Source organism: Thiohalobacter sp. COW1, from assembly GCF_016629505.1.
Lineage (GTDB): Bacteria > Pseudomonadota > Gammaproteobacteria > Thiohalobacterales > Thiohalobacteraceae > Thiohalobacter > Thiohalobacter thiocyanaticus_A.
In genome coordinates, this window is record NZ_AP024239.1 from 2,075,140 (window position 1) to 2,089,082 (window position 13,943).

General features: G+C 67.4%; 14 protein-coding genes. 5 read left to right on the forward strand and 9 right to left on the reverse strand.

Annotation, left to right across the window (positions count from 1 at the left end; all coding sequences use genetic code 11):
* Positions 1-19 precede the first annotated feature (19 nt).
* The 5 genes from gspK to gspG form a co-directional block, all read right to left on the reverse strand.
* Positions 20-961, reverse strand: coding sequence for a type II secretion system minor pseudopilin GspK (gspK, locus tag COW1_RS09680; RefSeq protein WP_201344045.1), 942 nt, complete (start codon positions 959-961; stop codon positions 20-22).
* Positions 962-1,140: 179 nt separating this feature from the next.
* On the reverse strand, positions 1,141-1,803 hold the full coding sequence (gspJ, locus tag COW1_RS09685) for a type II secretion system minor pseudopilin GspJ (protein ID WP_157745322.1): 663 nt from the start codon (positions 1,801-1,803) through the stop codon (positions 1,141-1,143).
* Positions 1,804-1,984: 181 nt separating this feature from the next.
* Positions 1,985-2,611 (reverse strand): type II secretion system minor pseudopilin GspI, encoded by a 627-nt coding sequence (gene gspI, locus COW1_RS09690; RefSeq protein ID WP_370590863.1) that lies wholly within the window; start codon positions 2,609-2,611, stop codon positions 1,985-1,987.
* 3 nt (positions 2,612-2,614) lie between these two features.
* Positions 2,615-3,157 (reverse strand): type II secretion system minor pseudopilin GspH, encoded by a 543-nt coding sequence (gspH, locus tag COW1_RS09695; RefSeq protein WP_201344046.1) that lies wholly within the window; start codon positions 3,155-3,157, stop codon positions 2,615-2,617.
* The gene (gspG, locus tag COW1_RS09700) at positions 3,150-3,572 is read right to left on the reverse strand and encodes a type II secretion system major pseudopilin GspG (RefSeq protein WP_096367479.1); all 423 of its coding nucleotides are present in this window, start codon (positions 3,570-3,572) and stop codon (positions 3,150-3,152) included. The genes gspH and gspG overlap by 8 nt, the downstream gene beginning before the upstream one ends.
* Positions 3,573-3,928: 356 nt before the next feature.
* On the opposite strand from gspG, the gene COW1_RS09705 reads away from it, so the two are divergent.
* The 5 genes from COW1_RS09705 to COW1_RS09725 all read left to right on the forward strand — a co-directional run bounded on the left by COW1_RS09705 (position 3,929) and on the right by COW1_RS09725 (position 10,035).
* On the forward strand, positions 3,929-4,483 hold the full coding sequence (locus tag COW1_RS09705; RefSeq protein ID WP_201344047.1) for a class II aldolase/adducin family protein: 555 nt from the start codon (positions 3,929-3,931) through the stop codon (positions 4,481-4,483).
* Positions 4,484-5,059: 576 nt separating this feature from the next.
* Positions 5,060-5,860, forward strand: a complete 801-nt coding sequence (locus COW1_RS09710; RefSeq protein ID WP_201344048.1) for a hydroxymethylpyrimidine/phosphomethylpyrimidine kinase — start codon at positions 5,060-5,062, stop codon at positions 5,858-5,860.
* Between the two features lie 127 nt (positions 5,861-5,987).
* Positions 5,988-6,614 carry a thiamine phosphate synthase gene (gene thiE / locus COW1_RS09715; protein ID WP_201344049.1) on the forward strand — a complete coding sequence of 209 codons (627 nt, stop codon included), beginning with the start codon at positions 5,988-5,990 and terminating at the stop codon, positions 6,612-6,614.
* Positions 6,615-6,738: 124 nt separating this feature from the next.
* The gene (hemL, locus tag COW1_RS09720; protein ID WP_201344050.1) at positions 6,739-8,019 is read left to right on the forward strand and encodes a glutamate-1-semialdehyde 2,1-aminomutase; all 1,281 of its coding nucleotides are present in this window, start codon (positions 6,739-6,741) and stop codon (positions 8,017-8,019) included.
* Between the two features lie 9 nt (positions 8,020-8,028).
* Positions 8,029-10,035, forward strand: coding sequence for a bifunctional DedA family/phosphatase PAP2 family protein (locus COW1_RS09725; protein ID WP_201344051.1), 2,007 nt, complete (start codon positions 8,029-8,031; stop codon positions 10,033-10,035).
* A gap of 120 nt (positions 10,036-10,155) precedes the next feature.
* Here COW1_RS09725 and COW1_RS09730 read toward each other — a convergent pair whose 3' ends face one another.
* The 4 genes from COW1_RS09730 to COW1_RS09745 all read right to left on the reverse strand — a co-directional run bounded on the left by COW1_RS09730 (position 10,156) and on the right by COW1_RS09745 (position 13,777).
* The gene (locus tag COW1_RS09730) at positions 10,156-10,749 is read right to left on the reverse strand and encodes an LON peptidase substrate-binding domain-containing protein (RefSeq protein WP_242466415.1); all 594 of its coding nucleotides are present in this window, start codon (positions 10,747-10,749) and stop codon (positions 10,156-10,158) included.
* A gap of 136 nt (positions 10,750-10,885) precedes the next feature.
* A complete protein-coding gene (locus COW1_RS09735) occupies positions 10,886-11,515 on the reverse strand; it encodes a flavin prenyltransferase UbiX (protein WP_096364889.1) in 630 nt (209 codons plus the stop codon).
* 194 nt (positions 11,516-11,709) lie between these two features.
* On the reverse strand, positions 11,710-13,095 hold the full coding sequence (gene mpl / locus COW1_RS09740; RefSeq protein ID WP_096364887.1) for a UDP-N-acetylmuramate:L-alanyl-gamma-D-glutamyl-meso-diaminopimelate ligase: 1,386 nt from the start codon (positions 13,093-13,095) through the stop codon (positions 11,710-11,712).
* Between the two features lie 187 nt (positions 13,096-13,282).
* Positions 13,283-13,777, reverse strand: a complete 495-nt coding sequence (locus COW1_RS09745) for a hypothetical protein (protein WP_201344052.1) — start codon at positions 13,775-13,777, stop codon at positions 13,283-13,285.
* Positions 13,778-13,943 lie beyond the last annotated feature (166 nt).

Below are 13,943 nucleotides of genomic sequence, written 5' to 3' on the forward strand. Positions count from 1 at the left end.
ACCTTGGCAAAACGGGCATTCACTGCGTACCCCGGGTGCGTTGCAGCGTGGTCAGCTGCTCACCGTCCCGGCGCAGCAGGCTGAACAGGCGGCTGCGGGCGGTGCCGATGTCGACCTCGGCCTCGACCACGAAGTACTGGCTGCTCACGGTGAGATTATCCAGCTGCGGGGCGCGCCCGGCCAGGGCCGGCTCCTGGGCGAAGGCATCGACCGATTCGTAGCCGTCCTCGCCGCGTGCCGTGACCAGCTGCCGGGCCTCGCTCTCGCTCATGTCCTCGACCAGCATCTGCAGCAGCACGAAGGGCCGCGGCTCCTGCTCCGGGACCGCGACCGTGTTGACGTTGAGCGCGGTGGCCTGCGGCAGGGCGGTGACGAAGGGCTGCAGGCGCCGTACGGCCTCGGCGTCATAACCCCGGACGTAGTACAACTCGCTGACCGCGGTCAGCCGGCGGTTGGCGGCGCGGTAGGGCGGGCTCTCCAGCAGGTATTCGTTGTCCTCCGCGCCGTTCAGGCGCAGATCGATATCGGCATCCAGCCAGTCCAGCAGACTGTCGGCCAGTTCCGGCGCCAGCTGCAGCAGCGCCAGCAGGCGCCGGTAGCGCTCCACCGCCAGCGGGTTCTCGGCGCCGGCATCGGTCACCAGGTTGTTGAGATTGAACCGTCCCTGGGCATCGCGGATGCGGCCATTGATCTGTCCGCCCGGCACCGGCACCGGCGCCAGCTGCGTGGCCCAGGCTTCGCGCAGGTGATCGGTCTGGTTGTCCCCGGCGTCGCGGGCCAGGATCAGGCGCGCCCAGGTCTCCACCCCCTCGGCGTAGGCATAGGCCTGATCGCCGTCGAGCAGGTTGGCGCTGCGGCGCAGGTCGTACTGCTGACGCGCGGCCAGGGTCACGGCCGTGATGGTGGCGATGCTCACCAGCAGGATGGCCGTGATCAGGGCGATACCGCGCTGTCGCTGCATAGGATACATTCCGTCGGAAGACATGTTTGTCAGCGCGTAGGTCGGGTTAGCGCAGCGTAACCCGACAGCCCGCGGCCTGTTGGATTACGCTGCTACGCACCTGACCCAACCTACATCCACTCCCATCCGTTGTTGTTTGCGTATGGCTCCCTGGCAAACAGGGTTATCAAATCATCCATCTATCCCGGCAGCCGGAACAGCCAGCGCAGTTCGCCGCGGCCGGTCAGGCGCAGAATGACCTCGGCGGCACGCGGCAGGCCGGCCTCTTCCAGGACGTTGGGCGGCGGCCACTGCGGCTGCCAGTCGCCGTCGGCGTCCAGCCAGCGCAACTCCAGCGCTTCCACGCCGTCCAGCAGCTCCCGATCCAGCGGCTCGCTGTCCTGGGCCCGGTCCAGCACCAGCCACTGATGGCGGACCAGGGTCTCGTCATCCAGCCGGTAGGCCACCCGCATCAGGGTGCTGCGATCCTGGCCGGCGGGATTGCGCCAGCCGCCGCGGGTCAGCGTCAGCATCACCCCATAGCGGCTGCCGGCCTGCAGGGCCAGTTGCTCCCCGCCCAGTTCATCGCGGACCGGCCGCGCGACCACCTGCTCCAGATCGCGCTGCAGCCAGCGGTAGGCCTGTTGCAGTTCGGTGAGCGCGCGGGCACTCTCCTCGACCCGGGCCTGGGTCAGCAACACGCTGTTGAGGCCGCTGTGAGCCACCATGGCCAGGATGGCGAAGATGGCCACGGCGACCAGCATTTCCAGCAGGGTGAAGCCGCGTATGGCGTGAGGCGTGAGGCGTGAGGCGCGAGGAGAGCCAGGGCAGGTCGGGTTGGCGCAGCGTAACCCGACACGCACGGCGGCTCCCGTCGGGTTACGCCCTGACGGGCTGACCCGACCAACACGACATCCGTCATCCCCGCGCAGGCGGGGATCCAGTGGCCGCTGCGGTGTCTGGATCCCCGCCTGCGCGGGGATGACGGGTAAGGTAAGTGTGGCTGCCGCCCCGGTTTTCTCCTCACGCCTCACGCCTCACTCCTCACGGCCGCTCCATGAACCCTGTCAGCAGCGCCAGCGGCTCGCCGTCGTCGTCGCGTCCGCGCCAGACCCGGATCTCGGCTCGCACCAGGTCGGGATCGGGCGTGTCCTCGAACTCGACCTCCCAGTGCCAGTCGAGTTCGGCGAAGCGGGTCTCGTCCTGGCGCCGGCGGCTGCCGGCGCTGCGTTCGGTCAGACGCAGTTCGTTGAGTACATTGCGCGCCACCCAGTGGGCATAGGTGCGCTGCTGCAGGTAGTCGAGATTGCCGGCGTAGCTGCCGCCGGCCTTGACCGCGGCCAGCATGCCCAGGCTGATCACCAGCAGCGCGACCAGCAATTCCATCAGGGTGAAGCCGCGGTGGGCGTGAGGCGTGAGGCGTGAGGCGTGAGGCGAGCCAGGGCAGGTCGGGGCAGCGCAGCGTAACCCGACAGGCACTGCGGTTCCCGTCGGGTTACGCCCTGACGGGCCAACCCGACCTGCGCATCCGTTTCCGTCATCCCGGCGCAGGCCGGGATCCAGTGGCCGCGGCGGTATCTGGATCCCGGCCTGCGCCGGGATGACGGGTAAGCGGGCGGCGGGCAAGGGGCGAATGGCCGCCGTCAGCCGGGGGGTCTCCTCACGCCTCACGCCTCACTCCTCCACCCGTTCCCACTCCAACTCGCCGAGCAGATTACTGGTGACCCGGAACCGACTGTCGGTATCGCGGGCCTCGAACCCGGCCACGAAGGGACTCACCTCGCCGCTGGACAGCAGCAACAGCGTGGGCTTGATACCGGCTTCGTCCTCGGCATCGACCAGGGTCATCTCCCGACCCTCCAATTCGAGTTCCAGGCGGGTGCCCGCCTCCAGTTCGCGGGTCCGGAACAGGGCATCGTCCTCGATCGGGATCCACTCGGGTTCCCGGCCGAGCGTCTCGTCCAGGCGCAGAAAGCGATAGCGGTCGGGCTCGACCTGTACCGCCCATTCCTCGCTGCGCAGCACGGCCTGTTCGGCAGCCAGCCGCACCAGGGCGGCAAAGCGCTGGCTCTCCCGCGCCAGGGCATCGCCGCGGCGGTCGCCGCCGACGGACAGGGTCACGGCAGTGACCAGGATACCGACGATGGCCAGCACCACCAGCAGTTCGAACAGGGTGAAGCCGGCCGTGTGACGCGCAGCAGGAGAGGAGCTATTCAAGATCCCAGTTGCCGATATCGTCGTCGGTGTTGGGGCGGCCGTCAGGACCAATGGAATAGATATCGATCTCGCCGTGCTGACCGGGGTTGAGGTACTGGTAGGGCCGCTGCCAGGGATCGCGTGGCATGCGGTCGAGGTAGCCCCCCTCCTTCCAGTTCTGCGGTTCCGGCGAGGTGGGTTTCTCCACCAGCGCCTCCAGCCCCTGGTCGGTGGTCGGATAGGTATAGTTGTCCAGCCGGTAGAGGTTCAGCGCCGATTCCAGCGCCTGGATATCCGCCCGCGCCTTGACGATGCGCGCCTCGTCCGGGCGGCTCATGATCCGCGGCACCACCACTGCGGCCAGGATGCCGAGGATGACCACCACCACCATGATTTCGATCAGGGTGAAACCCTGTTGCTTGCGTTGCCTGCTCATGCCTGTTCCTTTGAATGATTGCGGCTCGATTGTAACGCGAATCGGATGACAGATAGAGTGCCCGGTCATTAGACTGACCTCCGGTAAAGAGCGCCACGGAATACACGGAAGGCACGGAAATAAATAATTCTTTTCATTCAAGTCCAAGAATGATCGGTCTCATGCAAAGCTTCCGAACCAATCAGGAGAAGAAAAATAATATATGAATCATTATATTAATGAGATTTATCGGACCATCCCCGGATAGAGGGAACCCATCATGGCACTCAGTAACCAAATCATGGAGTTCTATTCTTCTTCCGTGCCTTCCGTGTATTCCGTGGCGCTCTTTGGCATCTTGAAAACAGGATAAATTCATGGATCTGCGGCAATCGCTCGTACAGTACTACCGCTGGCTGCGCCAGTACGGCCTGAATGACTCGCACAGCGGCAACGCCTCGGTGCGCAGCGGCGAGGGCTTCTGGATCACGCCCAGCGGCGCCTGTGCGGACACGCTGACAATCGATGACCTGGTGCACGGACAGATCGGCGCGCCTGCGCCCGACGGCGGCTCGCTCGACACCCCGCTGCACCAGGCCGTGTACCGGGCCAACCCGGCCGCCACCGCCATCCTGCACAGCCACGGGCCCTACAGCATCAGCATGACCTTCGACGGCCGGGATTTCGTGCCGGTCGATTTCGAGGGCCAGTACTACTTCGACCGCATCCCGGTGCTGGACATAGGGCTGGCGGATTATCTGGCGGATTCGCCAGGCCGGGTCGCGGCCGAACTGGCCGAGCGGCCGGCGGCCGTGGTGCGCGGACACGGCGTCTATGTCTGCGCCGAGTCGCTGGACCGGGCCTACAAGTGGACCTGCTCGTTCGAATCCTCCGCCCGGCTGGCGTGGCTGATTCAGCACACGAACCGGTAGGATGGGTGGAGGTGCGTGCGCCGCAACCCATCACCAGGCCGCGACCATGATGGGTTGCGCTGCGCTCCACCCATCCTACGCACTGGACCTGCTCGTTCGAATCCTCCGCCCGGCTGGCGTGGCTGATTCAGCACACGAACCGGTAGGATGGGTGGAGGTGCGAAGCGCCATAACCCATCGCATTGCCGGGTAACGATGGGTTACGCTTCGCTCCACCCATCCTACGCACTGGACCTGCTCGTTCGAATCCTCCGCCCGGCTGGCGTGGCTGGTTCAGCATACGAACCGGTAGGATGGGTGGAGGCGCGCAGCGCCATAACCCATCGCATTGCCGGGTAACGATGGGTTACGCTGCGCTCCACCCATCCTACGCACTGGACCTGCTCGCTCGCATCCTCCGCCCGGCTGGCGTGGCTGATTCAACACACGAACCGGTAGGATGGGTGGAGGCGCGTGCGCCGCAACCCATCACCAGGCCGCGACCATGATGGGTTGCGCTGCGCTCCACCCATCCTACGCACTCCTCACTCAATACGTTAGAATCAGCTATCCAGGCAGTCCCCAAGGAATTCCCCCATGTCCTCACCCGTCCCCGTCGTCCTCACCTTTTCCGGCAATGACCCCAGCGGCGGCGCCGGCATCCAGGCCGACATCGAGGCCCTGGCCAGCCAGGGCTGCCACTGCGCGCCAGTGATCACCGCCCTCACCGTGCAGGACACCCGCGACATCCAGAGCCTGGCGCCCATCGACGGCATCCTGGTCGCCGAACAGGCCCGCGCCGTGCTGGAGGACATGCCGGTGGCGGCGATCAAGATCGGCCTGCTCGGCAGCGTGGATATCATCGAGAACATCCACGCGGTGCTGATCGATTACCCCGACATCCCGGTGGTGCTCGACCCGGTGCTGGCCTCCGGCGGCGGCAGCGAACTGGCCGACGAGGACAGCCTCGACGCCATGCTCAAGCTGCTGCTGCCCCACACCACCCTGCTCACACCCAACAGCCTGGAGGCGCGCAGCCTGGCGCCCGAGGGCGACACCGTCGAGGCCTGCGCCATGGCGCTGCTGGCCCACGGCACCGAGTTCGTACTGGTGACCGGCACCCATGAGAACACCCAGCACGTGGTCAATCACCTGTTCGGCAACAACCGGCTGCTGGAATCCTTCACCTGGGAACGCCTGTCCGGCAGCTATCACGGGTCGGGCTGCACCCTGGCCTCGGCCTGTGCCGGGCTGCTGGCCCAGGGGCTGGAACCCTTCGGCGCCGTGCACGAGGCGCAGGAGTACACCTGGGAGACGCTCAGGCAGGGCTATCGCATCGGCATGGGCCAGCAACTGCCCAACCGGCTGTTCTGGGCGCGGCCGGAGGACGAGATGTAACATGCCCGGAGTACACCGTAGGATGGGTGAAGCGCAGCGCAACCCATCATTGGACCGGCATCCTCAAGATGGGTTGCGGCGCAGGCGCCTCCACCCATCCTACGGCCCTGGCACCTGAACCTGTATCATGCACGGCCTCTACGCCATCACCGACCCCGACCTGCTGCCCGACGATCGTCTGGTGGACGCGGTAACCGCGGCGCTGGCCGGCGGCGCGCGCGCCATCCAGTTCCGCGACAAGCGGCCCGAGACGGCCCTGAAGCTGGAACTCGCCCGGGCGCTGAATGCCCTGTGCCGCGACTTCGGCGCCCTGTTCCTGATCAACGACGACGTCGAACTGGCGGCCGCCGTCGGCGCCCACGGCGTACACCTGGGGCGGGACGATGCGGCCGTGACCGCCGCCCGCGAGCGCCTGGGTCCGCAGGCCATCATCGGCGTGTCCTGCTACAACGAACTGGACCGCGCCCGCCACGCCGCACGGCTGGGCGCGGACTATGTCGCCTTCGGCCGTTTCTTCCCCTCCCGCACCAAGCCGCAGGCGGTCCAGGCCGAGCCGGCACTGCTGCGGGCGGCGCGCGCCGAACTGGAACTGCCGCTGGTTGCCATCGGCGGCATCACGCCGGAAAATGGCGGGCTGTTGCTCGAGGCCGGCGCGGACATGCTGGCGGTGATCCACGGCCTGTTCGGCGCGGAGGATATCGCGACCGCGGCGCGGCGCTACGCGACGCTGTTCCGCAATCGTAGGTCGGGTTAGCGTCAGCGTAACCCGACGCCGGCATCGCGGCGCGATGTCGGATTACGCCCTGCGGGCTAATCCGACCTACACACTCACCCGACCTGCGGATTTGCATCCTGTATCTGCCTGACAAGGACTCATCATGACCCGATCCCACGACCTCTTCACCCAGGCCCAGAAACACATCCCCGGCGGCGTGAACTCGCCGGTGCGCGCCTTCAAGGGCGTGGGCGGCGAGCCGGTCTATTTCGTCCGCGGCGAAGGCCCGTATCTCTATGACGCCGACGGCCAGCGCTACGTGGACTATGTCGGCTCCTGGGGCCCGATGATCCTGGGCCACAGCCACCCGGATGTCATCAAGGCAGTGACGGACACGGTGGCCAACGGTCTGGGTTTCGGCGCCCCCACCGAGGTCGAGACCACCATGGCGGACCGGGTGTGCGAACTGGTGCCCTCCATGGACATGGTGCGCATGGTCAACTCCGGCACCGAGGCCACCATGAGTGCGATCCGCCTGGCCCGCGCCTTCACCGGCCGCGACAAGATCCTCAAGTTCGAGGGCTGCTATCACGGCCATGCCGACTCGCTGCTGGTCAAGGCCGGCTCCGGCGCCCTGACCCTGGGCGTGCCGACCTCGCCGGGCGTACCGGTGGCCCTGGCCGAGCACACCCTGACGGTCGAGTACAACAACCTGGATCAGGTGCGCGAGGTGTTCGGCCATCTGGGCGGGCAGATCGCCGCCATCATTGTCGAGCCGGTGGCCGGCAACATGAACTGCGTGCCGCCCGCCCCGGGTTTTCTCGAAGGCCTGCGCGCCGTCTGCGACGAGTACGAATCGGTGCTGATCTTCGACGAGGTGATGACCGGCTTCCGCGTCGCCCTGGGCGGCGCCCAGGCGCACTATGGCGTCACCCCGGATCTGACCGCGCTGGGCAAGGTCATCGGCGGCGGCATGCCGGTGGGCGCCTTCGGCGGCCGGCGCGAGATCATGGAAATGCTCGCCCCGCTGGGCCCGGTCTACCAGGCCGGCACCCTGGCCGGCAACCCGGTGGCGATGGCGGCGGGCCTGGCCACGCTCGCGGGCATCAGCCGGCCCGGCTTCCACGACGAACTCGCCACCCGGACCCGGCGCATCGCCGAGGGCATCGTCGAGCGTGCCCGTGCGCGCGACATCCCCATGACCTGCAACTGCGTCGGCGGTATGTTCGGACTCTTCTTCACCGAGGCCGAGTCGGTCGGCAACTTCTACCAGGTCGGCCAGTGCAACCTGGACCGCTTCCGGCTGTTCTTCCACGAAATGCTCAAGCGCGGCGTGTATCTCGCGCCCTCGGCCTTCGAGGCCGGCTTCGTCTCCGCCGCCCATGACGAGGCCGCCGTCACGGCCACCCTGGACACGGCGGAGGCCGTGCTCGCCGAGATGTGACCCGCGCCCATGCTGGGTGAGCTCTCCGGCTGGCTGCACCAGGGCTTCGGCGACCTGGTCGCCTGGATCGAGTTGCACCCGCACTGGGCGTATTTTCTGGTCTTTCTCACCGCCTGCCTGGAATCGCTGGTGGTGGTCGGCCTGTTCCTGCCGGGCACGGTGCTGATGTTCGCCATCGGCGCCCTGATCGCCGCCGATGCCCTGGCCTTCTGGCCGGCCTGCCTGTGGGCCGCCGCGGGCGCGGTGGCCGGCGACGGCCTGAGCTTCTGGGTCGGCCGGCATTTCCACCAGCGCCTGCGCGTGGTCTGGCCGTTCCGGCGCTACCCGGCCCTGATCAACCACGGTGTGGACTTCTTTCACCGCCATGGCGGCAAGAGCGTGGTGTTCGCCCGCTTCGTCGGACCGGTGCGGCCCTTCCTGCCGGCGGTGGCCGGGATGCTCGACATGCCGGCCGCGCGCTTCTTCCTGGTCAATGTGCTGTCGGCCCTGGTCTGGGCCCCGGCCTACCTGATTCCCGGCGTGGTGTTCGGGGCCTCGCTCAGCCTGGCCGCGGAGGTGGCCGGACGGCTGGCGGTGCTGATCCTGATCCTGGTGGCGCTGGTCTGGTTCAGCCTGTGGCTGATCCATCGGCTGTTCAACCTGCTGCAGCCGCATCTCGCCAGCTGGACCGACCGGGCGCTGGTATGGGGCCGGCGCCATCCCCGGCTGCGGCCCCTGGCCGGGGCCCTGCTGGAGCCGGAGCATCCCGAGGCCCGCGGCCTGGCCGCGTGGCTGGCACTGCTGTTCCTGTCGGCCGCGGCACTGGGACTGCTGCTGGCGCAGCCCCTGATCGGCATCGATCACTGGCTGCATGCAGGCCTGCAGGACCTGCGCACCCCCACCGCCGACCGCATCTTCGTGGCCATCACCACGACCGGCGACAGCCTGCCGGTGCTGACCGGCCTGGTTCTGGTGCTGGCCTGGCTGGCCTGGCGCGGCTATGGCCGGGCCGCCGTCCACTGGCTGTTCGCCGTCACCAGCGCCTGGACCATGGCCCAGGGCCTGAAACTGCTGCTGCAGGTGGCCCGCCCGCTGCCCATGTACGACGGGGTGGCCGCCTATGCCTTCCCGAGCGTGCACGTAACCCTGGCAAGCGTCGGCTACGGCTTCCTGGCCATCCTGATCGCGCGCGAACTCGCCCCCGAGCGCCGCTGGCTGCCCTACAGCCTGGCCAGCCTGCCCATCGTGCTGATGGCCTTCTCGCGGCTGTACCTGGGGGCACACTGGCTGAGCGATATTGCCGGCGGCCTGGCCCTGGGGCTGGCGACGGTGGCCCTGTTCGGCATTGCCTATCGCCGGCATCCGGCGCCGCCCCTGCCCTGGCGGCGGTTGCTGGGAGTGTTCCTGCTGGTGCAGCTGGCGCTGGCCCCAGGCCATACCGTGCTGCGCTTCGAACCGGCCCTGGCCCGCTATAGCCCGGTGCCGGAACAGGCCCCGCTGAACCGGGCCGAGTGGCGGGCCGGCGACTGGCAGCAGCTGCCCGCCCACCGTCTGGATCTGGCCGGCGGTGACCGCCACCCCCTGAACATCCAGTACCTGGGTACGCTTGCTGACCTGGAGACCGCACTCACCGCCCGCGGCTGGCGGACACCGCCGCCGCTGCGCCTGGACAACCTGATGCTGTGGCTGTCGCCGGACGCCACCGCCAGCCGGCTGCCGGTTCTGCCGCAGATCCACGATGGCCATTACGAATCGCTGCGTCTGATCAAGGGCGGCGACGGCAACCGGCTCTGGATCCTGCGGCTGTGGCGTTCGGACCGGGAACAGGACGCCACCGGCACGCCCCTGTGGATCGGCAATGTCAGCGCACTGGAGCCGACCCGGCCGTTCGACTATCTGGTCTATCTCGACACCCGCTATGATCCGGCTGCGGTGTTGGAACTGCGGGGCGATCTCCAGACCGTGTTCCGGGTCGAACCGCGCGAACGGCCGGCCGGCAGGGCGATGACGGTGGAGCGGGTGATGCTGGTGTATTGAGAGTGAGGGGGTAAGGAGTGAGGAGTGAGTGGATCGTAGGTCGGGTTAGCCCGTCAGGGCGTAACCCGACACAGGCCGCCGTGCGTGTCGGGTTACGCTGCGCTAACCCGACCTACTCGGCTACCTCTGACTGCGCAGAAACTCCAGCAGCCCCTCGGCCCGCTGCTGCGGATCGGCGGCCTCCAGCCAGGCCTGCTTGGTGGCCAGCGGCAGGGGCAGGATCTCGGTCAGGCGCGCGGTGACCCAGCCCAGATCGTCTTCCCGCCGCGCCAGGCGATCGAAGGGCGGCCCCAGTTCCTCGAGCAGGCGACCGAGCAGGCCCGGCAGCAGACGGGCGCCGGCGGGCACGGGCACGACCGCCTCCGGTTCCAGCCATTCCACCTCGCCCAGGGTGAGCTGGTTCGGCTGGACCCGCGCATCCAGCAGACGAAACCGCTGCCGGCCGCGGACCGTGATCTGCAGCAGTCCCTCCTCGCCCTGCTCCCAGTCCTCGATCATGGCCAGGGTGCCGACATCGTGGCAGGGGGCGGCCGGACCGACCTCGCGGCCACCGCGCAGCAGGCACACCCCGAAGCCGGCATCGTTGCGCAGGCAGTCGGCGACCATGTCGAGATAGCGCGGCTCGAAGATGCGCAGCGGCAGCACGCCCTCGGGAAACAGGACGGTCGACAGCGGAAAGATGGGCAGGGTCTCGCCCATGGTGTTCTCTGTCACCTGCGGCACTCCTAATTGATCACGTCATTGCGAGCGAAGCGTGGCAATCTCTAACTGATCGATTCCACTTTACGAGATTGCCACGCTTCGCTCGCAATGACGGATAATTGATGACTCAGAGGTTCCATGGAATGATTCACTCCTCCTCGAACAGATCCCCCCAGCGCGAGGACAGGGTATGCGGCACCTCGAGCTGATCCAGGATGCGTGCCACCACGAAGTCCACGATATCCTCCAGCGTCTGCGGCCGGTGATAAAAGCCGGGATTGGCCGCCAGCATCACCACGCCCAGCCGCGCCAGTCGGAGCATGTTCTCCAGATGGATGGCGGAAAAGGGCGTCTCGCGCGGCACCAGGATCAGTTTGCGACCCTCCTTGATCATCACGTCAGCGGCGCGTTCGATCAGATTGCCGCTTGCCCCGCAGGCGATGGAGGCCAGGGTACCCATGGTGCAGGGACAGACCGTCATGGCCCGCGGCGCGCTGGAGCCGCTGGCCACCGGCGCGGTCCATTCCTTGCGGCCGAAGACCTGCAACTGGCCTTCCTCGGCGGCGAAGTATTCGGTGAGAAAGCGCTGGATGTCGCGGCTGCGCCCCGGCAGGGACAGATCGGTCTCCATGCCGATGACGATCTGCCCGGGCTCGGACAGCATCAGGTAGACCTGCTCGTCGGCCTCGATCAGGCATTCCAGCAGCCGCAGGGCGTACTGGGCGCCGGAGGCCCCGGTGATGGCGACGGCGACGGGCTGGCGGGCGGGCAGGGTCATAAATGGCTCCGGTTAATCTCCTGGACTGAAAATCCTTCAACGCAGGGGCGCAAAGGCGCAGAGACAGCAGAGAATGCATCAACAGGTACGGATCAGCACCGGGCGGGCGAGGTCTTCGGGCTTAGCGTGCAGACTGCGCACATGCGCCCGAAGACCTCGCCCGCCCGGTGCTGACTTGACCACCCCTGTATTCCTCACCCGCCGGCCTCGATCGCCTCGGACATGCGCAGCGCATCCAGCAGCTTGTCATGGATGCCGCCGAAGCCGCCGTTGCTCATGACCAGGATGGCATCGCCGGGGCGGGCGTGGGCGACCACGTCCATGACCAGGGCCTCGAGCTCGCGCATCACCCGGACCGGGGCGCGGCTGCGGCCGCCGACCTCGTCGAGATCCCAGTCCAGTTCCGGCGGCTGATACAGCCAGACCCGGTCGGCCTCATTGAGCGCCGGGCCCAGGGTGGCGTGGTGCACGCCCAGACGCATGGTATTGGACCGCGGCTCCAGCACGGCCAGGATCCGCCCCTCAGAGCGGTGGCGGCGCAGCCCCTGCAGGGTCAGCGCGATCGCGGTGGGATGATGGGCGAAGTCATCGTAGACGGTCACCCCGCGCACCTCGCCGCGCACCTCCAGACGCCGCTTCACGCCCCGGTATTCGCCCAGCGCCTCGATGGCATGGGCCGCCGGCACCCCGGCATGGCGGGCCGCGGCAATGGCGGCCAGGGCGTTGTGCAGGTTGTGCTCGCCGACCTGTCCCCAGCGCACCGTCCCCTGCGCTCGCCCCTCGAACAGCACCTCGAATTCACTGGCATCGGCCCGGAGCCGGCGCGCCTGCCACTGGCCGGGAAACTCCCCCACCGAGACGGTCTCGGTGGGCGTCCAGCACCCCATCTCCAGCACCTCGGCGACATGGGCGTCGTCGGCGTTCTCCACGATCAGCCCCTGCCCCGGCACGGTGCGCACCAGGTGATGGAACTGACGCTGGATGGCGGTCAGATCTTCAAAGATGTCGGCGTGGTCGAATTCGAGATTGTTGAGGATCAGGGTCCGCGGCCGGTAATGAATGAATTTCGAACGCTTGTCGAAGAAGGCGGTGTCGTACTCATCGGCCTCGACCACGAAGAAGGGCGAGTCGCCCAGGCGCGCCGAGATGCCGAAGTTGGCCGGCACACCGCCGATGAGAAAACCCGGATTCAGTCCGGCATGCTCCAGGATCCAGGCCAGCATGCTGGCGGTACTGGTCTTGCCATGGGTGCCCGCCACCGCCAGCACCCAGCGCTGACGCAGGATGTTGTCGGCCAGCCACTGCGGGCCCGAGGTATAGGGCATGCCCGCATCCAGCACCGCCTCCACGGCCGGATTGCCGCGCGACAGCGCATTGCCGATGACCACTGCATCCGGCGCCGACGGCAGATCCTCCGCCCGGTAGCCCTCCTGCAGCCCGATGCCCAGCGCCTCGAGCTGGGTGCTCATGGGCGGGTAGACGCCGGCATCGGCACCCGTGACCTCGATACCCGACTCCCGCGCCAGGACCGCGATGCCGCCCATGAAGGTGCCGCAGATGCCGAGAATGTGTATGTGCAAAACGCGTCCCCTGGGGTGAATCCAGTTACCGTCATGTTGAGGCCCGGGCCCGCAGGATGGGCGCTCTGATAAGGACACCCGAACGGGCTCCATGAGCCTGGCATGGCAATCCCGCAGAGCCGGATCAATCGGTTGGAGATTGCCACGGCGCCAGGCGCCTCGCAATGACCAATCCAGCAGGGATTCGTCAGTTCAGCGCCGGCAGCACGGCAGCCACCACCATCTGCGACAGCAGGAAATAGATCACGCCCAAGCCGATACCGCCGTACAGCGGTATCTCCAACGCATGGTGGAGGATGTTGCCCAGCACGGCAAGGCTCCAGGCCAGGTACAGGGTCATGCCGACGAACACCAGCAGCGCATCCTGGCCGCCGGGCTCGAGGTCCCGGGTGGCGTAGATCAGGGGCGCGACCAGCAGCCCGAGCAGGGTCCAGGCGGAGAGCAGGGCGGTCAGGGTCTGGGTGAAGCGCTCGGGCCTGCCCCAAGCCCTGAGCAGCAGCTGGATGAAGGCCGCGATCAGCAGGGTCTCCACCAGGCTGGCGCCGAAGGCGAAACGCAGTTCGTAGCGGGACAGATACACCATCGTCCCGAGCGTCATATACAGGGCCACGAACAGCCACAGCAGTTCGCGTGCCGGCGGCAGCCGCTGGGGCCCGACCCGGAGCAGGCAGAGATCGAGCATGAATCTGAACAGTGCGGACATAAGGCAAGGGTCGCAGAGGGTAGGATGGGTGGAGTGAAGCGCAACCCATCAGCCATTCACGGCCGGCGATGGGTCAGGGCGCAATGCGCCTGCACCCATCCTGCAGGCCGCAACCACGCCTGTAACATATCATATTGCCATACCA